Origin of the sequence: Streptomyces sp. NBC_01244, assembly GCF_035987325.1 — a bacterium.
In the GTDB taxonomy this organism is placed as follows: Bacteria; Actinomycetota; Actinomycetes; order Streptomycetales; family Streptomycetaceae; genus Streptomyces.
Genome location: NZ_CP108488.1, coordinates 4029453 through 4049051, shown reverse-complemented (window position 1 = coordinate 4049051; position 19599 = coordinate 4029453). Strand labels below are relative to the sequence as shown.

Below are 19599 nucleotides of genomic sequence, written 5' to 3'. Positions count from 1 at the left end.
TGATCGTAGTCGGGGGGTACGACAAAGCCCCCGGTACCGACCACGAAGGCCAGTACCGGGGGCAGGTGTCTAGATGCTCAGGGCAGCGTCAAGTTCCTTGTACTTCCGGCGCACGGTGGCCGGGTGTCGTCGTGCGGCAGCGGCAACCTGTACGGGGTCCACCTTGTGCCGCCAACCCTTCTCAATGATCTCGTCAGCCTCTTTGTTGCTCAGGCGTTCGGTCGTCGTCTCCGGCTCTTCCTGGGGCTCAGGCTCCGGCTCAGGAACCGGCTCCGTGTCGCTCAGGTAGTCCAAGAACGACGCATCGTCCAAGAACACGCGGGAAGGCTCTTCGGCCGCCTGAGGGGCGCTCAGGGCTTCGGCGGACGCCTCACGCTCAGCGTCAGCGAGTGCCGCCATGTAGACGGGACCGACTTCGGCAAGGAGCATCACAAGGGCGGGTGCGATCAGGTGAACGGCCACGCCGACCCAGTCACGCGCGCTGACGCTCAGCCACACGTTCAAGAAGACTGAGCTGAGGCCCGTCACCCAGCGGAAAGCAACCGGCCACGCTCCCAGCTTCCGCACGCCGTACTTCGCAAGGGTGCTTTCGGCGCTCAGAGCCATGATGAAAGCGGCGTCCACGATCAGGCCCAGGACCCAACCGGACCATGTCCATTCGCTGTGTGCACTGACAAACGGCGTCGTCGTCATGAGGCTGTAGAAGACAAGCCCCAGGATCAGGAACCAGCGTCCGCCAACCAACACACGACGCGTGCGGGTAATGATGCGCGTGTCCAACTCTCGCGCTCCTTCGCATAGTTGAGATTTCGTCTCTGCGAAGGCCAGTAAGGGAGTCGGTGACTCGCTTAGCGGGAAGGCGAGTTGAGCGATAGTGGCCGGTCAGAGCGCCCACCCATGGGTACTACCTTGTCCCGCAGCATGTAGTTCAACAGGTCGTCTAGGTGCTTGCCGTCACCCTCAGCGTCTGCAAACGGGCCATGGTCACCCGGCTTCGCGGACGGGTCCGGGGAAGGCTTCGCGTGCTTGGGTTTGGCGGGCTTCGCCGGCTGAGGCACGTGGGTAGGCGTGGCCTTCTCTGAGGCAGGTTCAGAGGGCTTCGCATGCCTGGGCGCACAGTCCGGCGGAACGGTCGTCTGCGGGTCGCTCAGGGGCTCTGACGTGACGTCCGGAGCGTGCAGGTTGGGCGGTTCGGTCGGGGTCGGAGTCGTCGGCTCAGGGCCTTCGTCGGGCGTGCTGCGCCGCTGAGCATCCTGAGCGTGAGCGGAGAAACCTAGTCCAGCGAAGAACACGGCCACCGTGGCAGCGATGGCAGCGAAGAGCCGAGACAACGGAACCCCCTGAACGATCTTGTTGTTCAAATCTGAACCTTAACGGGACATTAACAGCAGGTGAGAGGAAAGCGGAACCCTGGGTTCCTCTAAGCGCAGTGAACCCATTCACAAGCGGTGAACACGTCGCCGTCTTGCACGAGTTGACCTGTCTCAGTGGAGCGCTTCCACTCGACTTCGGTCACGAGAACGTCTGTGTCCGCGCGTCGCCCGATGATCCGAAACCCGTCGTACTTCGGAGCCGGCGGAGCGCTGAGAAGGCGTGCCATCAAGCGGGAGTGAGCGCCCAGGACGGCACGCAGTTCGCTACATGACTTGATCGTTTCGTCACCCAGGGACGCACTCAGACCGCATGGGACCCACTTTCGGTCAGTACCGGTTGGGACCCAGACGGACAGAGCCAGGGTGAAAGGTGCAGCGTGCATGTGTGGGCCCCCCAAGAGCGCAACGTGTGCGTACATCGTCCCGTTTCGACCAAAGGCCGGAATCGTTCGTAAGAATGGCCTAAAGAACCTCCGTGGGTATTACAACCTTCAAGCGACCCTGTGTGTCAACACCAAAAAGGCACGTTGTGTCAGTCGGTTTCGGACGGGATGTACCAACCTCCGTCGAACGAGCTTTCGACACTACCCCCCGACACTGACAATCGCCAGAGAGTTAGATGGGACATGAGCACGCCATCTGACGAGACGTCAGCAAGACGCCAAAAAGCCCCAACCTACTCAGCGTGAGTGGGTTGGGGCTTGGCTGGTTTCTACCGCTTCACCCAGCGGAACAGATGCGCCTTCTTCGGGTTGCCGTCGCACTTCTCGCACGTCACGCACTTCAGTTCGCGAACCTCAGGCATTTCGTTCCCCTCTCGTTCCGTCTTCACGTGAGTAGCTTACTACATACTCACGTGAGCATGTACCCGGGAAACAAGGAAACCCCCAACCCACTCACCGTGAGTAGGTTGGGGGCCCTGGGTGGATCAGAAACCGTCCCCGTGCCGTCGTGCGTGGACAAGATCAACGCCACCGTCCGGGCACTTCGGGCAAGGGGCGGAAGTGTCCTTCTTCCACTGTTCGGCCGTCACCTGAACGTCCCCGGAGCAAGCGCCGCACTGCATGTAGACCATTTCGTTTCCCTTCGTTGTGCTTACAAGGGAGACTCTATGGTACTCACGTGAGTACGTCAATATCGGGAGTGACGACGCGACGGATACCGGCGGCACGGATCAACGTCCAGCACGCGGGGCACGGTTCGCGGGTCACATACAGCGTCGCCCCAGGAAGCTCAGCGGCAGGTGCATGCCTGATCGCGTTCCGTTCGGCGTGGTCGGCAACGCAGTTGCTGTAATCCGTGTTCGCGGCACACTGGGCGTACGTGAGCTGACCGCGTGGGCATGCGCCGGCTGAAGCGCACCCAGGTACGCCGCTGGGCGCCCCGTTGTAACCGGTGCCCCGTACTTCGTTGTTGGCGTTTACGAGGATTGCGCCAACCTGGGAACGCGTACAGTCCGCACGGGATGCCGCCCAGGCAGCACCCGCCAGAAAGTACGCGTCCCAATCAGGCCGGTCAGACAAGCGCGCGCCCCCGCTCAAGTAGCGCGCTGATCTCTTCGGCCGTAGCCCCGCCCCGATGCTCCGCCAACATGTCGCCGTCAGCGTCGTACACGCGAATCGTCGGCACGCTGCGCACGTCGGACGAACGTGAGTCGTACGACTCAACGTCCACGTAATCCCACTCAAGCCCCTCAGCGGAGCACACACGCTCAAACAGCGGGTACGTCTTCTTGCATGGCGCGCACCACGAAGCGCCGATGAATACAGGCTTGATCACTGGTCTTCTTCCCAACACACGAGGTTCGTACGGGGCGGAACGGGCGCGACACCCGGAGACGGAGCCGGAACGGGCTTCACGACGTTCGGTCGTGGCGCAACGGGCTTCGGAGCCGGGGGAGTTGGCCTAGGAGCGGGGGCCGGCGGAGCCGGAGCCGTAGCCGCAACCGTTGTGAAGGTCGTACAGCGGGTGTCGTCGTCTTCCGCTGAGCACCCGGCAAGCGCGACCACAGCAACGGCAGCGGACACCACAAGGGCAGTGCGCTTCACTCTGAACTCTCCTCTACGTCGGCGTAGTTGACTCGCGCCTTCCACGCTGCCCGAACCTGGGTATGGATCAGCGAAAACGCTTCGCTCTTCTTCGGGCCGTAGCCGTAGTTCCCGTTCAGTTCGCCGTGCCGGTCACGGTCAAGCCACTCTTCAACCATGTCGTCAAGGACGTCCACAGCGGCGGGGCTGAGGCTCATGAAGGGGTTAGCGTCACTCACTGGGCACTCCCGTAAGGCGAAGTCGGCACATCCTGAACGGAGTTGGGGGCGACGTCGCGAAGGTGCCCCAGGACAAGCCCCGCGAACTTTCGAATCTCAGCGTCAGCGGCTACGTGGTACCTCTTGCCCAGCACGTCACGCCACGCGCGAAGGTTGCCGGTCACCACCATGTCTACGGGCGCAGCGTTCGGCAGTACCGCACGGGCGGCTTCGCGGGCTTCCTTGCGCTTGAGACCAACGATCTTTTCGAGGTGCCACGCAAGGTCAAGGTACGTGTGCATTGCGCTGTTGTACGCGTCCCGAATCCGGCGCTCAGTGACGTCGTCAGCGGCAGGGGGAATGACGGGCTTCGTACCGGCGTAGTTCACGTATCGCTGACTGACCACGCTGAAGCTCAGGTGTCGGTGCCGGGTCAGTTCCGTCAGAAGCGCGCGGGACACGTCGCGAACAAGGAAGGTCACCGAACTGTGCTCAAGCACGCTGAAGTGACCCTGACTCAGGATGTTGCCCAGGTACCCGGCGTTGGTCGCCGTCTTCGGGTTCGGCCGGCTGAAGGACTTGTAACAGATACGTCCGGCGGCTTCGCCCAGCGCGTCAGCGTCCGTCGGTCGGTCGGCGTTGTACTGCGCTCCGGACACTCGATAGTCGTACGCGTCAAGGAGGGTGGGCGCGTTCAGGATCGTGTGCGCGAGAAGGTCAAGCTTCAAGGGGGTCTCTCCAAACGGCCCAACCCACTCACGGTGAGTAGGTTGGGCCACGTCGTCAGTCGGTGCCGTCTCCGGCAAGCCACTTCGCAAGCTCAAGAACGTCTTCGGGCGTGAACCCCTCGTACCAACCGGCTTCAGGGCCGATCAGTGCGCGTGCGGTACGCCATGCGTCAGCCCGGTCAGCCATCCGTTCGGCCCGTCGCTGTGAGGCGGTAGCGCGGGGCGCCTTGACCTCAGTAGGCACGGCGGTAAGGGGTACTCAGTGCCGCCCGAATCTCTTCCTGACGCTTCAGCTCAGCGGTACGCCAGTCAGCCGGCCTTCCGGTCACGGGGGAGACGCGTCCGCCCTTGTCGGCTTCCTCGTTCAGCCATGCCGCAAGCTGACGCGCCTGAGCCGGAGTCATCACGGCCCGGTCACCCGCAACGGCAAGGCTGATCTTCCCCGGCTCTGAGGACTTCACGAAGCCAATGACGCGCCCCTTGTCCGCCTGAAGCTGAGCCTTCGTTTCGTTCGTGATCTGCATGTGTGTTCTCTCCATTCGGGTTACGCGAAGAGCGCCATTTGTTCGGGCGTGAATTCGTGTCGGCTGATCTCAACGGCTTCGTGTGAATCGAAAACCACTTGGCCATACCTGCCGACGCGCGCCGCCCATTCGGGAACTTCGTATTCCCAGACGTTGAAGTTGCAGCCGGCTAGCGCGTTCGTCCATCCGTCGAACCACTCATTGAGCGATTCGCGGGAATCAAAGCCGCAGCGTTCGTGATCTGCTATGCCCCTCAGAAGGGGGTCAGCGTGCGGGCTTGGGTGAGTCGAGTTGCTGTGATCCGACGCCATGCCCCAAAGGGTCGTCACGTCTTCGTCAGCCATTCCACGGCAGGTGTACGGGCCGGACGGGAATCCGGAGTCAAGCGCGGACCCGTGTCCTACTCTCCACACGCGCACGGCGTGCCCCCTTCGTCAGTGCCTTGTGTTGCTGCGTGCCCCGGGCGGGATTCGAACCCGCAACCCTTCCGGCTTGAGCCGGCCGCCGGTTGTGCTCTGCCGTTGAGCTACCGGGGCTAGTGGGGGCCGAAGCCCCCATGCCGTCATCCGTGGCAGCGCATCCGACGTATCAGCGGAACCGACTCCGCGAACGAGTGGCGGACACTGCTGATCACGTCGCCGTTCCGGCCGTACGTCACGAACTCAATGTCGTTGTCCACGCGCTGAGCCGTGACCTTGTGACCGGTGCGAAGGCGGAAGGACTGCATGGGGGCTTCTCCTTGTCGTGTGTTTCTCGTTGGCCAGTAAGGGAGTCGGTGACCCGGGCGGAACCCACTCACGGTGAGTAGGTTCCGCCCTGGGTGCCCAGCTACTTGCGGCCCTTGTTGGTCAGGTTCGCGGCGGCAGCACCTTCGAGGACGGCAGCAAGCGCGGGCTTGTCGAGTGCCACAACGGCTATGTAGCGCTTCGCGAACGCCTTACGACCCTTCGCGCGGTGCGCCTTCACGTTGGGCTCAGTCATGCCAAGGAAGGCCGCTATGCCTTCCATGTCGCACCCGTCGCCCCACCCGAAGTCAAGGGCCCCATTGATGCCGAACGAGTGCTTCAGAACGTCGCGCTGAGCGGCACCCATGGACTCAAGGCAGTCATTCACCCGCGCGTGCTTCTCGCGCGCATCGGCCATGCGGTCATCAGTCGCCGTCATCAGGTCTTCGGTCAGCGCGCCTTCGGTCGCAGTGGAGACGGCGGAGCGAAGAACGGCCATGGCGTCCATGACGTACCGGCGCGTCTGCGGGTCACTGGGGACCTTCACCGCGTCTTCAAGGGCTTCCACGTCCGCCGGAGTCGTGCAGCCGGTAGACGCAAGCTCAAGCGCGTCAAGGAAGGCTTCGCGAGTGTCGGCGTCGGCAGGCATCGGCGTGTATCGCTTCAGGACGTCAGCGGCGATGATCACCTGACCCATGCCCACCTTCGGGCGGACGATGTTGGGCTCTTCGTCGGTGACGCTCAGGATGTCCGCAAGGGACCCGTTCGCGTCGGCACTCTCAGCCGACGTGACCTTGTCGATAGAAACGGCACCCTGCCACGCGAGACGTGCGGCGTTGGCACGTTCTGCGCTCAGGCGCTTGCCCTTCGGCGGAATCGTCTGGGCGAGCTTTTCGGCTTCGAAGGGGTTGCCGTCAGCGGCTTCCATCATGGACGCGAAGACCTTCACGGCGTTCTCGTCAGCACCCGCCGCGCCGTTGCGTTCAGACCGGACAGCGTCCTTCAGGGTGGCTTCAATGGTCGTGTAGATGTACCGGAAGAAGGCTTCAACGTTGTCGTCCGTGAAGCGGCTCAGAGCCTCCCAGACGGCAACACGACCAACCTGGGCGAACTCATCCCGGTAGTCAGCGAGACGGGCCCCACCGTGCGGAGCCATCCGGCGCGCTGCCTTGTCGGCAAGGACAGAGACGCGGGACTCAGTGGCTTCGATGACCTCAGCGACGGCGGCAAGGTCGTTGTTCTGGGCAGCGGTGAGCGTGGCGAAAGACAGCATTGGGTGACTCCCTAGGTCGTTTGATTCCGGGTAAGGGAGTCGGTGACCTGGGGAGCGACGGAGCTACGTCACAGCCTGTTCACGGCAAGGTTCGCCCCACGTTTGGGCAGGCGAAGGCAACCAATCGGTCACCGACTCTTGCCGAAGGGGGCTGATCAGTCCGTCCTTCGTGCAGCTCGAACATAACCCGAACACACTCACGTGAGTAGGTTCGTTTTTCATCCGGGCACTAGCGATGACCCGCGTGATCTTGGAAGGGATGCCTAGGATTCGAAGGCGTAACCCGCTTCTCATCCTTAGGTAGTAGGGTTTTGGCATATGCCAGAGCCCCCGTTACCTGTCGTTTACAGGAACGGGGGCTTCCGGAAGCGTTCGAACCTACTCACCGTGAGTACCTTCGATCGTTACCGGCGCGAGACATGTGACGGCTTGTCGGGTTTCGCTCAGTAGTCAGCGCCGTACAGAGAGCCCCATGAACGGCCCCCAAGCTCCGCTTCGGCCACGACGGGCACCCCAAACAGGTCCATGGACATGCAGCGCTCAAACTCACGCGCAATGTCCTTCGCCTCAGACTTGGGGGCACTGAAGACGATTTCGTCATGAATCGGCAGCTTCATCAGGTCGAGAAGACCGGCGTCACGCATGTTGAGCATGGCTTGCCCCAACACGTCGCGCGCCGCTGACTGACACTGATAGTTCACAACGGCGTACATCCGGTGACGGTCAAGCGGTAGCCGGCGCCCGGTTGCCGACACGGTGACAAGGCCCGTCGCACGGGCTTCCCGCTGCCAACGCGAAGACGCGCGCTTGATCTCTGGGAACTGTCGGTCATAGGCGCTGATCGCTCGCGCAATCTCAGACTCAGGCGCACCGGTCTGCCGTGCGATCGTGACGACGCCACCGCCGTACACCTTGCCGAACCCGGCACCCTTGAAAACCTTGCGGTCTTTCTGGGTTGCCTCAGCCCCCTTAATGAGCTGCGCCGTATACATGTGAATGTCGAAATCAGACCCGCCGGACACAAAGCCGGCCTTCATCTTCTTCACGTCGGCAAGGGCGGCAAGGACCCGCATTTCAATTGCCTGAAAGTCAACGGAACCAACGATGTGGTCCGGCTTATCGCTGAGGACAGCGCGCCGAATCATCCAGTCCGAAGACGGCAATGTCTGTGCGGCAAGGTCGCCGGAAATCGACATGCGCCCCGTGCGCGCCTGAAGTGTGTTCACGGTCGGGTGTATGCGCCCGTTGGGGTCCACGGAGGAAGCGAATCGGTCCGCGTACGTCGTCACCCACTTACCGGCGCGCTTTGCCCTCAGAACGGCTTCCGCAAGCGGGTTGGGCGTGCGGGACCCGATGGGCTTCCATTCGCGGTCAAGGTCCGCAAGCCCCAGCAAGACGGCTTTGTCTACCTTCAGCGCGCCTGAGTCTGTCGTCTCCGTCAGCGTCTCACCCATAGCCAACAGGGCTTCCGACACCTGCCGCCCAGAGTTCACAGAGTCCACGCCGTACCGGGCGGCAACCGTCAGGTACTTCGCTTCTTCCTCGCGCAGCATCCGGCGGAGCGTGTCAACGTAATCCATATCGAGCACAAGGCCGGCGCGCGTCATGTGGGCGCACATGGCAGATATCTCGTGTTCGTATTCGAGAAGCGCGGGCTTGATGCTCAGCCGCTTGTGTTCAGCGTCAAGCTTCGGGTTCAGCCGTGCCGTCAAGATCACGTCCAACCCGGCGTAAAGGTTGTACGTCGGGTGGAACAGGTCAATGCCTGCCCAGCCTGTTGCCTTCGTCAGCCCCAGGGACCGGAAGACCGCCGTCAAGTCGCCCTGAGTATCGGGCGCACCCGGGTCCACATAGAAGGCGCTGAGGGGCTTGAGACCCGTTCCAATGCCGCCTTCCATGGGCTGACGCGGGTCAATCAAAATGGCCTTGATGCGCGTATCAGTCGTGCGCGGGGCGAGCGATTCGAGCGACACCCCAGCGTGCGCGTCCAACACGAGCCAATCAAAGGCAGCGTTGTGGATCAGGAAGCGCGGGCAGTGCTTGAGCACCCATTCCGCTGCCTCACGAAATCGGCCCCCGCGCTCCCAGTGGATCACCCAAGCTTCACGCTCCGTGCCGAACTGCACAGTGCGCAAGCGGTAGTTGGGCGAGTAGATATCGAGACCCGTTGTCTCAGTGTCTAGCGCCAACTCCGGCTTCGTGCGCGCCCATTGCATGAAGGTGCGCAAGTCCCCATCTGTCTCGGGAACGTAGATCGTGACGGCTTCGCCGGCCACGCCGTGACTGTAATGAATCATGAACCGAACTCCCTTCCTCGCATGTGCCAGGAAGGGAGTCGGTGACTCACTCAGTCGTTACGAGCGTCAAGCGTCTTCTTCAGTTCACGAAAAGCCATGAACGCTTGATGCGGCACCACGCCGTTGCCGATGCGCTCAAGCATCTCAGCGTGTGTCAGCCCCGGAACGCTGGTCACCCAACCCGATTCAAGACCCATCAACCACTCAGCGAACACAGCGGACAGCTTCACCCCGCCGCGCGGACCACGTATGACCGGTACCGGTGCCGCCGTCTGCCGGATCTTTTCCCAGCGGTATACGGCAGGTGCGTACGGGCCCCACCATTCGGCAGGGGAGTGCGGGCCGGTATCCGGCAACTCGTCTTCGGGGGTCACGTTCAGCAGGAAGACAACTTCGTCTTCAAGGGTCGGGCCGTGTCCGCCTGCCTTGCGCTTCTCCGGGTGCTGCGCGCTGCCGTTCCGCCCCAGGTTCGCCGTAGGCGTCTTGAACAGGACGTCAGCCCGGTCACGAGGGAACAGGCGTGCAACCGTCGTGACTAGGTCGTCACCCCCTGCCCCGGGTCGGTCCCGCTTTGCGAAGTCGGGCCCCCGATTGGCGTCAGCGACCGTTGGGGTCGGAAGGAGTGGCAACGCAGAACCACCGTTCCCGCATGTGCGGGGCTCCGATGTCACTAGCTCGAATAGCTGTCCACGCAGCGTCATACCCGACTTCGGAAAGCGAACTGAGCACTGCGCCTTGTCCCCGATTTCGGATAGCTCCGACGTTCTCCAAGAAGACGTATTCGGGTCGAATGATCCGAACGGCGTCAGCGATGTTGAACCAAATTCCGGAGCGCTCACCCTTAATACCCTCTCGCTTGCCCGCGTTGCTGATGTCTTGGCAGGGGAAGCCCGCCGTGATCGTGTTCACTTCGCCGCGCAAGTCTTCCCAGCACGCATAGCGGACGTCACCAATGTTCGGAGCATCCGGGAACCGGTACGACATGACTTCACATGCCGCCTTGTGGACTTCGGCAACAACGGTCACCTTGTCCCCGGTCAGCGCTTCAACCGCAAGCCCCAACCCCCCGTAACCCGCGCAGAGTTCGAGTATCGCCACTTCGTCACTCCCTTCGTTGTCTGCCTAGAAGGGAGTCGGTGACTCGGGTACGCGAGAAGCCCCAACCCACTCACCATGAGTAGGTTGGGGCTCCGTGTGTCAGTCCTGGGCGAAGATGCCCGGACCCGCAGCAACAGGCGCGTCAGCGACCTTCACGCCGACTAGGGCAATGCCCTTGTTGGTCTTCTTCTTGCCGATACCGCGCTCTTCCATGGCTCCGTAAAAAGCCTTACGGGACCAAACCTCAGTGGACTTCAGCCCCTCAGCCTCACACCAATCACGGTAAGACGTGTACGCGTCCGCACCCGGAAGGGTGTCCGTGTCCTCAGCGGCAACAAGCACGCCCGGGAAGAAGCCGGCCAACGCGTCGGACGTCGCGCGGTACTCCCGCGTTGCCGACGAAATCGACTCCGGGTCCTTCAGGCCGTTCGCGTACCACTCCACAGCGCCACGCACAGCCCAAGCCACGATGCCCGCTGCCTCAGCGCGAAGCTTCCGGTCAAGGTCGTAATCCCGCTCGTGGGGCGCGAAGTAGCGCGTGAACGGGATCAACTTCACGCGTCGCCACAGACCCTCATCCTGTGACCTGAACTTGGGCTTGTGGTTGGTCGCAAGCATGATCAGGAAGGTGGGTGCGAAGGTGAAGAATTCCTGACGGAGGAAGCGCGCCGTGACCTTGTCCTTACCCGTGATGCGCTTCAGGACGGCTTCCGACATAGGCTTGCCTGACTCGCCCTCAGACGCCATGACGAGACGTGCGCCACGCAGTGCAGCAAGGTCGTTCGGGATGCCCCCGCCATTGCCCTTGTCTTCGAACGTGGCGAATGGCGTGGTCTTCGTGATCCGGCCGAAGACGTCGGTCAGCGTCTCTGTGAACACGGACTTGCCGTTAGCACCCTTGCCCCACAGAACCGCGAAGCACTGTTCCGAAGTGCTGCCCGTGATCCCGTACCCCACGAGCCGGCGGACGTAGCCGACAAGGTCAGCGTTCCCCGGGAAGATTTCGCTGATGAACTGTTCCCAGCGCGGCGCCTGGGCGTTCGGGTCGTACTCAAGCGGCAGCGACACAGTGAGCATGTCGCCCTTGTCGTGTGCGCGCAGCTTGCCCGTGCGAAGGTCCACCACGCCGTTCTTGAAGCTGAGAAGGTGCGGCTTCGCGTCGAACTCTTCAGCGTCCACGTGGACGGACGGAACGGAGCGCAGCTCTTCCAAGAGATTGTTGATTTTGCTGGTCATCACAAAGCCGCGCGATTCCTTCGTGTACCCGGCAAGGACAAGCGCCGCGCCCATGGCGTGAATTTCCTGCCGCACGCGCGTAGCCGACTTCACCCAGGTCACGCCGTCCCACACAAAGAAGCCCAGACCTGAGGCGTACTTGATACGCCCATCCGTCCACGCGACAAGCGCATAGGCGTTCATGGCGTCGGCTTCTTCGCCGTACGTGTTGACCAACTCAGCGAGGATGCGCGCCGCTTCGTTGCCCTGATCGCTGGATATCTGAACGGCTCCGGTGCGGTGCGCGACTTCGGCCCGTCGGTGCTCACGCTCTTCGGACGCACGGTCAAGAACCGGCTTCGCGGCCTTCACGGCAGAGTGGAAGAGCCCCGGAAATGCGCCCGGGAAGTTCTCGCGCCACGCCGTGATATCGGACTTCTCAGCCACATTCGCAATGGGCAGCGCGAACACTTCAATACCAAACGGCTTCAGCCCCTCAGCAAGGGACCTGTTGAAGCGTCGTCCGGCATCGTCATTGTCTCCGGCGGCAATGACCTGGGACCCCTGAAGGCCGGCGGCAAGCTCCGCCAACAGGTCAGGGTTCCCCGCAAGGGCAGCACCGCGAATGATCACGGCGTCATAGCCGACACCCACAGCGGTAAGCCCGTCGCCCGGACCCTCAGTCACAATGACAGCGTTGTACCCGCCTTCACCGCGAAAGACTCCGTACGGGGCCCAGCGCTGCCCCTCAGGGTTCGTCAGGCTCAGCCAACGCCCGGGGCACTTGCCGCTGAGGTCACGCCCCTGAGCGCCACGAGTCACGCCGTCAAAGCCGTTCAGCGGCACAACAAGACGCGGGTACCGGGCGAACGACTTAGAAACGAACGTCGGGTGGGCGTCGGCAGGTGCCGCAAACCTCAGCCCCAGACGCTCAGCGGCCTCAGGGTCGATACCGAACCGGTCTTCGGCGTACGTGCCGTCACCCAGCGGCAGCGCGTCAAGGTACATGCGCAGCGCAGCAACGGGACCCGTACCAACCATCTTCGGCTTCTCCTTGGGAACGGTGAGACTTTCGCCAGTCGTGTTGAACAGGTCCGACCAACGGAGACTGACGGCCGTCACCACGTCGCCCGTGTCGCATCCCGCGCGGCAAGTCAGCCGCACCTTCCCGTCATCACCCCGCCAGATACGCAGCGACGGGCGAGAATCGGAGTGAGCCGGACACACGGCCAAGTAACCACCGTCCGACTCTTCCGATACATCCTTGAAGCGACCCAAGACGTCTTTGAACTCCACTGCCGTTCCCCTTCGTAGTCCTTCGTGGACCTAGAAGGGAGTCGGTTACCTGGGCTCAGCCGGCCCGAAGGTCAGGGACCATTCCGCCAACGTCTTAGCCCCCTTGCTCAGGTTGCAACTCGCGCACGCCGGAACCATGTTGGAAGCCTTGTCGGCTCCGCCCTTGCTGAGCGGGTGGACGTGGTCAAGGTGCGTCGCCCGGTCATCGCAGTAGGCGCAGCGGTACCCCCAACGGCGCATGATCTCTGTGCGGCTGTACGCCTCATGTTCAACGCCGTACGTCTTCGCGCGCCGCTTGTGCGTCAGCTCATGACGCTTGTCCGGCGGAAGCTTCCGGTAATAGTTCTGAATGTGCTGCCGTCGCCGCTTGTCTCGGCATGCCTTGCAGGCGCACTTGGGGTCATGACGCACGGCGCACCCACCGAACGTCAGCACCCCGGAGCACTGCCGCACTGATCGCTTCGGCGTAGCGTCCCCCGTCGCGCCGATCGGCCCAACCCTTGCGAAGAAAGATGCTGTCCCCCTGCCCCAGCGTGCGCACGTCACCCAGCGCCGGAGCCTTGTCGGGACCTATCAAGATGCTCGCCATAACCTACTCACCGTGAGTGCCTTGAACGACAACAAGCCCCGGCACGAAGCGCAGTGCTCCGCCCGGGGCGTGTCGTCAGTTGGTCTGTGTGCCGGCTACGTTGCTCCGCAACAGGCGTACGTGTTCTGTGCTGATCCATTCCTTGCGCAGCGTCTTGCGTTCCCCAAGCCCGTCACCGGAGTCAACTCCGGTTGGCTGGACCTGAAGAAAGGGGATGAGCTTTCCGTATGCGCGCCGAATTTCGATCTCTCGAATGATCGCGTCCGATGCGCGCGCCCGATTCCCGCAGCGCGTTGCATAGTTGATTAGGTCACCGACGTACAGGGCTTCCCCGGCATAGTCGGTGACCGTTCCGCGCTTGCCCACTAGTGGTACTCCGGGTCAAAGTCGTCTTGGGTCGGTATGCCGAACCGGACGCGACGCTCATGAAGGACAGCGGTACGCGCTTCCGGCGGGTATTCCCACAGCGGACGACGTACCGTCTCGATATCTGCCCTGAAGAGTGCGCGCGCCCAGTTGTACGGCTCCGACGCGTCCAGCTTCGCCACGCGCTTACTCGGCAATGGCGTCGTTGTACGACTTCTGAATGTTGATGTTGGGCTTCGTGTACGACACGAGCTTGCCGCGCATGGGGCCCTTCTTGCCCGTGTACTCAACGTACTCAAGCTCAAGGTTGCCCAGGACCGACCCGCCCTTGCCAATGCGCTCAACGCCGTCTTCGGCTTCGTGCAGAACCTTCATGAGCGTCCATGCGCCGGTCTGAAACTTGAACTTGCCAAGCTCCGGATCATCGGCAAGGCGGAAGGTAACCGTGATTGCCGGGTTCGGGCCCTGATAGTCCTTCGCTGCCTGCTTTCGCTCATCAAAGAGCGTCGGGCAACCGCAAGACTCGCCGGCCTTCTCCTCAGGGGAGACGTACTCAAAGCCGTCGCAGTGATGCACAAGCTTGCCGTTGATCCACTGCTTCATATCCCAGTGGATACCGTCCGCTTCGATGATCACGGGGACCTTCGCAGCGTCGGTGAAGACGTCAATGAAGTTCTCAGACGTCGATTCGTCGTTCTCTACCGGCGACCCGCCGAAGAGCTGGGCGACCGCATCGGCAACGGTCTTGTCCCCAGTGGAGAACCGCCACTCAGACAGCGCCACGGGAACGGGCTTCTTACCCGTCTCATCCATGTAGCCGGAGTGCAGCCGGCCAACGGTGTCGTCCGAGTAGGTCTGTCGCTCCTTCGGCTTGTTGTCTTCGTCTCCGGCCCAAATGCTTCGCTTCGCCATGTGGCGCGCTCCCTTGTCCCCGGGGCTTCCGCCCGTGTGTCTTCTCTTGTGTGAAGGGAGTCGGTAACCAACGCAGAAAGCCCCTCAGCGCCCGTGTGAGGCACTGAGGGGCTGACCCTGGGGAGTTGGGCGGTTGGGCGCTAGCGACGCGTCACACGGGCACCCAGGCCCGAGAGAAGGCCAACAAGGCCAACGCCAAACATGCAGTCAACGAAGCCAACAGCGGCAAAGTCCGGGTTGAAGCTGTGCCACAGTCCCACATAGAGCATGACGACGAACGCCGAAGCCATGAGCGCAAGCGCGCCCAGGAAAGCGCCCAGGAAGACCACAGCGGCTATGTCTCGCACTTCACTACCTCTCGGGGGTCGAATCCTTCGGGCGCCCACTATCGGGCCCGTCGCTGGGTGCCAGTCACAAGCTTTCCGGCCTTCTTCGCAATCGGCTTCCCGATGACCTTCCGGGAAAGCTCACGGTCCCAATCGAAGGTCCCGCGCAGACGAAGGAACTCAGCGAACACTTCGTCACCCGTGTCAACGGGCTTGAAGGCCCAAGTCTCATCAGTGATGTGCAGCACCGCAGCGCCGTCAAACTCCGGCATGGGCTCACGGTTGCCGTCAGGGTCAATGACGTAGTCCGCGCGCTGATAGGCGGCAAGCTGAAGCGCAACGTCCGGGTACGTGCTCTTGCCCGTCTTCCAATCGCCCATGATCAGATGACGCACGCCGGAACGATCCGGAGTCGGAAGCCCTTCTTCGTCAAGCCACACGTACAGCCACACGTCGAACGAGCCGGCATAGCCGTACGTGTCCGACCACGCCACATCTTCGGCGCGTACGAACTCAGGGTTAACGGCTTCCATGAACTCTCGGAAGTGCGCCACGTAGGGCTCAAGGTCGCTGCGCACGCGCCCGACGTATTCGCCCCGAATCAGACGCTCAAAAAGGTCATGCGCCTCAGAACCGATGTTCGCGCGGACCTTCGTGTATCGGCGCGCAGCACCCTTCAGGTAATCAACTGCGCCGTCACGGTCGTTCGCGGCCATGTCGGAAATGAAGTCAATGGAATCAACGGCAAGTTCGGCCGTCAGCTTGGCTTGCCACGGGGCAAGGAAGTTTTGCTTTGCGAGCATCCCCAGAATGGATGTCACGCCCGGGTGGATCAGTTCCCGGTTTTCGGGGTGGACATAGAAGCGGCTTCCGCCCCTGTAGATCGTGCGTACCTTCGGCAAGGTCGCTCCCTTCGTCGGTGTCTCTCTCGACTTGAAGGGAGTCGGTTACTGCACGGCGGCAAGGGTGACGGAGTGACGAAGTGTCGTCGGCTCCGGATTGCCCTTAGAGAACTCATAGGGGAATTCTGAAGTGACGTAACTCCGTCACTCCGTCACAACGAAGAAGCCCCAACCCACTCACGTTGAGTAGGTTGGGGCTCCGCTGTGCTGTGTCGTTGACTACTCGCCAGACTCTTCCGCCGGAACCAGCGCGCTCAGGTCAAGGTCAAACGTCTCCGCAAGTTCGCGAATCTTCGCGTACATCTCGCGCTTGATCTTGTTCTTCTGAGCGGCGTTCTTCACCTTCTTCGCGCGCTTGCCGGCCGTCTCCAGTGCCGTCCATGCGCGCTCAAGGGCTTCGTTCGTCTTCTCGGCGTCGGTCTTCTCCTTCTCCGGCGCACCCACGAGCGCAAGCATGTCGTCAGGAAGGTCAGACTTCAGGTCCGCAATTCGGCCTTCAAGCTCTGCCGTCTTCGCCGTGTTGTTGGCTTCCTTCGCTTCTTCAAGTTCCTTCGTGGCCTTCTGGATGGACTCAACCCGACGGGTCAAGCGCATCTGTTCCGTGCGACCACGAAGCGGAAGCTTGATGTCATGCTTCGCGTACAGCGCACGAATAGCGGCCTCAGCGGTCATGGGCTCCGGGATATCCGCGCTGTCAATGGTCTCGTCAGCGACCATGCCCGCGCGCTTCGCGTCGTCCTCGTGCAGAAGCTTCACGGCGTCCGGGTACATCTCAGCGAGAAGTTCCATGGACTCCTTGTCGTCCCGGTTGTACGACCGAAGCCAGTCAACGAGAACGTCAGCAGCCTTGTTCTGGGTGGCCTTCATGAGCTTGGAGTGCGACTCACGACGCTCAATGTCGTCTTCCGCCACATCCTTCAGCGCGTCGGCGTACACCTGCCCAGCGGCGTTGCGGCCCACCTTCAGGCGCCACACAAGGTCAGGCAGCTTCGTTTCCGGGTCAATGATGTTCTGCCGAATGGTCAGCAGCACCTTCGCGACGACCTCACCGGCGTTCGTGAGCTGAAGACCGGCGTCAACGCCTTCCTTCATCTTCTCGATACCGGTTGCGATCAGCGTGGGGAGGTTCGCCCAGTCCTTCGGGTCATCGCTGACCGTGGCGACCTCAGTGGACGGAGCGGCAGCGGCAGGCGCGGCGGCCGGCTCAGGCTTCGTGGTCGCAACCTTGAAGGCGTCCGTTACGGCCTTCCGCAGCGTGTTGCGCTTCGCCGTCGGAAGCTGACGAATCTTGGCTTCCGCCTCAGACTTCAGCGCGGTTGCGGCACCGGTTGCACCCTCAGAAGCCGGGTCAATCGCCTTGAGCTGATCCACGGTGGCGTGAATGTCGCTGATCAGCGCGTCAACGTCGGCAGGCGCGTCAGACGTAACCGGGGTGTCCTGGGCCGGCTCAGCGGCGGGGGCGGCTTCGGTCTTCTTCTTCGGGGGCATGGTCTCTCCGTCAGTCGCGTTGTTGCGGTTGATGTTGCTCAGCAGAATGCACGTGTTGCAGTCAACGGGCGCGTCAGTGAAGTAGAACGTGACGTCGTTCATTGCTTCGGTGCGGTACAAGGGGCGGGGGTGTTCGTCACTCTGCGTCGGGTCTGCAATGTGGACCTTGCCGCCGTCGCTAGTCACGTTCACTGCCCCGCCCCTTTTCGTTGACACTCTATCAGCCGACCTACTCACGGTGAGTAGGTTTCGGGAAAGTTCCCCCGGGCGGATTGTCGTCCGCCCGGGGGTTGACTAGCTACGCGTCCAGCGTCTCAACCTTGTCGTACGCCCCGAAGGTAACCGCGTCGTCACCGTTCTTGATCGTGGTCTTCATGGCGTACATGTCCGACGCTACCGACTTCGCGACCATGAGCCCCGGGGTCGGAGTCACGATGACATCCCCGTAAGTGACGTCCTTCGCGCGCTTGATCATTGGGCTTCCCCTCGTTGCTGCGGCGTCTTGCTGACAGATCTAAAGGTACTCACGTGAGTGGGTTCCCGCAACCCCCCAAACCAAGAAAGGCCCCACCCAGGTCCGAAGACTCAGGTGGGGCTCAGGTCTAGCGCAGTGGCAGCACGTCCACGGTGGCAAACAGGTCCGGCACGCTGCCGCCGTTCGTGATCGTGGCGTCAGCGGGGTAGTGGTCAAGCGCCGTTTCCGACGCGTGCTTGCCGTTGGGACCGTCAAGGCCGGCCCCGGGTCGGGTCACGCGTATGAGCATGAACCCGCGCTTCTGAAGCGCTATCGCTTCGTTCTCGTACCGCACGTCAGTCACGACAACGGGAAGGTTCAGGTTGTCCGCAGCGTCAAGAGCGGGCATGGCGGACCGAATCCAGAAACCCGGGTCCGTGTCCCGAACCGTCTGCCCGACGTACTGAAGGACCCGCCGAACTTCGGGATACGCAATCTTCGCGTACTCCCAACCGACGTCAGCCACAAGGCGCGACAGACGCACACACACGCCCGTTGTAGTCGGGATAAGCGGGTCTATCCGCAGCGCCGCATTCTTCAGGGTGTCCGCGAAGGCAACCCGCTGATAGCCGAAGCGCTGCCCCAGCCTTGCCGCAACCGTGTCCTTGCCGACCCGCGCGCGACCAATCAGACCAATGTTTCGGTAGTAGGCCACTGCCGTACTCCCTTCCTAGGTGGGCTTTCACCTGCCAGGAAGGGAGTCGGAGACTAGGCCGGCCTAACCGCCTAGAACGGCATGCAGCGCGGACAGAACAACGGCACCCGGGAAGTCAGGCTTCACGGCCGTGATCACACCCACAACGGCAACGGCTACCGCAGCAACCGCCTTCTTGTTCGCCTTCAGCCACACAAGGACAGTGCCCAGTGCGCTGACGTCAGTCTTGCTGTGCTCACCCATACTGATTCTCCTTAGACCTTCGGAACCTTCAGCGCGTCCCACGTGGTCTTACCGGGCCAACCGTCAGCGTCGGTACCGGTGAAGCCCCGCTTGCGCTGCCACTTCGCGTACGACGCCTTGTCCACGTCAGTCCACTGGGGACCCGGACCCGACTTGTACGCACTGCAACCTTCGGCAACAAGCCGCTTGCCCATAGCCGTGACAATGGCGCTCTTCGGCTTCCGCTTGAAGAAGTCGCCACCCGGGAACGGCTCATACGAAACCGGGGCAGGCTTGGCCGGCTCAGCGGGATTCTGAGCGGCCCACGCGGGGTCAGCGGACTGGATGCCCTCAGGGAACTTCGGGTACCCGTAGCCGTACACGTAGGCATCCCGACGGGCACGCTTCTGGAGATACACCCCGTTGCCCTGGGCGCTGCCGCTGTCATTGGTGTTGCCTTCAACCGTGTAGACGTAATCAGCGTCGTACGCATACACGAGACCCGTGTGAGTGCCGCCACCGTTACCGAAGAAGACCTGAGCCCCAACCGCCGGATAGGCGCTGAAGCGACCCTTGTTCTTGAACCACTGAACACCGGTAAAGCAAGAGGCGGTGCGCGGGTAAAGGTCGCTAACGTCAGCGGTCATCGCAACCCACGAAACGAAGGTTGCACACCACGCCTGCCAGTCGGACCACTCAAGACCCGGCACGGCAGGCGAATACTTTTGCTTGTTGTTCCAAGATCCGTTGGAGTACCCCTCTCGGTACCCTTCCTCAGCCTTCGCGATGCTCAGCACGCGCTCAACAGTGGACATGTTTGTTCCTTTCATGAAAGGGCCCCCGCCGGGATT

The 19599-nt window shown here is 62.2% G+C and carries 22 protein-coding genes and 1 tRNA gene; all 23 read right to left on the bottom strand.

Going from position 1 to position 19599, the window contains the following annotated elements; genetic code table 11:
• Positions 1-69: 69 nt before the first annotated feature.
• A complete protein-coding gene (locus OG247_RS17930) occupies positions 70-780 on the bottom strand; it encodes a hypothetical protein (protein ID WP_327253194.1) in 711 nt (236 codons plus the stop codon).
• A gap of 1711 nt (positions 781-2491) precedes the next feature.
• Entirely contained in the window at positions 2492-2896 is a 405-nt protein-coding gene (locus OG247_RS17925) for a deoxycytidylate deaminase (protein ID WP_442813323.1), read from the bottom strand.
• Positions 2889-3152 carry a thioredoxin family protein gene (locus OG247_RS44820; protein WP_442813322.1) on the bottom strand — a complete coding sequence of 88 codons (264 nt, stop codon included), beginning with the start codon at positions 3150-3152 and terminating at the stop codon, positions 2889-2891. The genes OG247_RS17925 and OG247_RS44820 overlap by 8 nt, the downstream gene beginning before the upstream one ends.
• A 265-nt stretch (positions 3153-3417) precedes the next feature.
• Entirely contained in the window at positions 3418-3639 is a 222-nt protein-coding gene (locus tag OG247_RS17920; protein WP_327253192.1) for a hypothetical protein, read from the bottom strand.
• Positions 3636-4346, bottom strand: coding sequence for an FAD-dependent thymidylate synthase (gene thyX, locus OG247_RS17915; RefSeq protein WP_327253191.1), 711 nt, complete (start codon positions 4344-4346; stop codon positions 3636-3638). Before thyX ends, OG247_RS17920 begins: the two co-directional genes overlap by 4 nt.
• Before the next feature lie 233 nt (positions 4347-4579).
• Positions 4580-4870 (bottom strand): hypothetical protein, encoded by a 291-nt coding sequence (locus OG247_RS17910; RefSeq protein WP_327253190.1) that lies wholly within the window; start codon positions 4868-4870, stop codon positions 4580-4582.
• Between the two features lie 20 nt (positions 4871-4890).
• Positions 4891-5214: a hypothetical protein gene (locus OG247_RS17905; RefSeq protein WP_327253189.1), complete on the bottom strand. Its 324-nt coding sequence runs from the start codon at positions 5212-5214 to the stop codon at positions 4891-4893.
• Positions 5215-5325: 111 nt separating this feature from the next.
• Positions 5326-5406 (bottom strand) — tRNA-OTHER (locus OG247_RS17900).
• Between the two features lie 26 nt (positions 5407-5432).
• Entirely contained in the window at positions 5433-5597 is a 165-nt protein-coding gene (locus OG247_RS17895) for a hypothetical protein (protein ID WP_327253188.1), read from the bottom strand.
• Between the two features lie 101 nt (positions 5598-5698).
• Positions 5699-6868: a sigma-70 family RNA polymerase sigma factor gene (locus OG247_RS17890; protein WP_327253187.1), complete on the bottom strand. Its 1170-nt coding sequence runs from the start codon at positions 6866-6868 to the stop codon at positions 5699-5701.
• A 443-nt stretch (positions 6869-7311) separates the two neighbouring features.
• Positions 7312-9144: a DNA polymerase gene (locus tag OG247_RS17885; RefSeq protein ID WP_327253186.1), complete on the bottom strand. Its 1833-nt coding sequence runs from the start codon at positions 9142-9144 to the stop codon at positions 7312-7314.
• Positions 9145-9215: 71 nt separating this feature from the next.
• On the bottom strand, positions 9216-9539 hold the full coding sequence (locus OG247_RS17880; RefSeq protein WP_327253185.1) for a hypothetical protein: 324 nt from the start codon (positions 9537-9539) through the stop codon (positions 9216-9218).
• Between the two features lie 223 nt (positions 9540-9762).
• Positions 9763-10263: a DNA (cytosine-5-)-methyltransferase gene (dcm, locus tag OG247_RS17875; RefSeq protein WP_327253184.1), complete on the bottom strand. Its 501-nt coding sequence runs from the start codon at positions 10261-10263 to the stop codon at positions 9763-9765.
• Between the two features lie 99 nt (positions 10264-10362).
• Positions 10363-12774, bottom strand: coding sequence for a phage/plasmid primase, P4 family (locus OG247_RS17870; protein ID WP_327253183.1), 2412 nt, complete (start codon positions 12772-12774; stop codon positions 10363-10365).
• Between the two features lie 45 nt (positions 12775-12819).
• Positions 12820-13014, bottom strand: a complete 195-nt coding sequence (locus OG247_RS44815; protein WP_442813629.1) for an HNH endonuclease — start codon at positions 13012-13014, stop codon at positions 12820-12822.
• Positions 13015-13438: 424 nt separating this feature from the next.
• Complete coding sequence (locus OG247_RS17865; RefSeq protein WP_327253182.1) at positions 13439-13729, bottom strand: hypothetical protein; 291 nt, start codon at positions 13727-13729, stop codon at positions 13439-13441.
• A gap of 186 nt (positions 13730-13915) precedes the next feature.
• Complete coding sequence (locus tag OG247_RS17860; RefSeq protein ID WP_327253181.1) at positions 13916-14641, bottom strand: recombination directionality factor; 726 nt, start codon at positions 14639-14641, stop codon at positions 13916-13918.
• 385 nt (positions 14642-15026) lie between these two features.
• Positions 15027-15869 carry a hypothetical protein gene (locus OG247_RS17855; RefSeq protein ID WP_327253180.1) on the bottom strand — a complete coding sequence of 281 codons (843 nt, stop codon included), beginning with the start codon at positions 15867-15869 and terminating at the stop codon, positions 15027-15029.
• Positions 15870-16088: 219 nt separating this feature from the next.
• On the bottom strand, positions 16089-17549 hold the full coding sequence (locus OG247_RS17850; RefSeq protein WP_327253179.1) for a hypothetical protein: 1461 nt from the start codon (positions 17547-17549) through the stop codon (positions 16089-16091).
• A 106-nt stretch (positions 17550-17655) separates the two neighbouring features.
• Positions 17656-17832: a hypothetical protein gene (locus OG247_RS17845; RefSeq protein WP_327253178.1), complete on the bottom strand. Its 177-nt coding sequence runs from the start codon at positions 17830-17832 to the stop codon at positions 17656-17658.
• Between the two features lie 127 nt (positions 17833-17959).
• Complete coding sequence (locus tag OG247_RS17840) at positions 17960-18526, bottom strand: deoxynucleotide monophosphate kinase family protein (protein WP_327253177.1); 567 nt, start codon at positions 18524-18526, stop codon at positions 17960-17962.
• Positions 18527-18589: 63 nt separating this feature from the next.
• The gene (locus tag OG247_RS17835) at positions 18590-18769 is read right to left on the bottom strand and encodes a hypothetical protein (protein ID WP_327253176.1); all 180 of its coding nucleotides are present in this window, start codon (positions 18767-18769) and stop codon (positions 18590-18592) included.
• An 11-nt stretch (positions 18770-18780) separates the two neighbouring features.
• Positions 18781-19563: a peptidoglycan-binding protein gene (locus OG247_RS17830; protein WP_327253175.1), complete on the bottom strand. Its 783-nt coding sequence runs from the start codon at positions 19561-19563 to the stop codon at positions 18781-18783.
• Between the last annotated feature and the right edge of the window lie 36 nt (positions 19564-19599).

Coding starts and splice junctions, on each gene's coding strand:
- OG247_RS17910 (WP_327253190.1), bottom strand. CDS start 4,870: ATGCAGATCACGAACGAAACGAAGGCTCAGCTTCAGGCGGACAAGGGG.
- OG247_RS17905 (WP_327253189.1), bottom strand. CDS start 5,214: ATGGCTGACGAAGACGTGACGACCCTTTGGGGCATGGCGTCGGATCAC.
- OG247_RS17895 (WP_327253188.1), bottom strand. CDS start 5,597: ATGCAGTCCTTCCGCCTTCGCACCGGTCACAAGGTCACGGCTCAGCGC.
- OG247_RS17890 (WP_327253187.1), bottom strand. CDS start 6,868: ATGCTGTCTTTCGCCACGCTCACCGCTGCCCAGAACAACGACCTTGCC.
- OG247_RS44815 (WP_442813629.1), bottom strand. CDS start 13,014: ATGCGCCGTTGGGGGTACCGCTGCGCCTACTGCGATGACCGGGCGACG.
- OG247_RS17860 (WP_327253181.1), bottom strand. CDS start 14,641: ATGGCGAAGCGAAGCATTTGGGCCGGAGACGAAGACAACAAGCCGAAG.
- OG247_RS17845 (WP_327253178.1), bottom strand. CDS start 17,832: ATGATCAAGCGCGCGAAGGACGTCACTTACGGGGATGTCATCGTGACT.
- OG247_RS17835 (WP_327253176.1), bottom strand. CDS start 18,769: ATGGGTGAGCACAGCAAGACTGACGTCAGCGCACTGGGCACTGTCCTT.
- OG247_RS17830 (WP_327253175.1), bottom strand. CDS start 19,563: ATGTCCACTGTTGAGCGCGTGCTGAGCATCGCGAAGGCTGAGGAAGGG.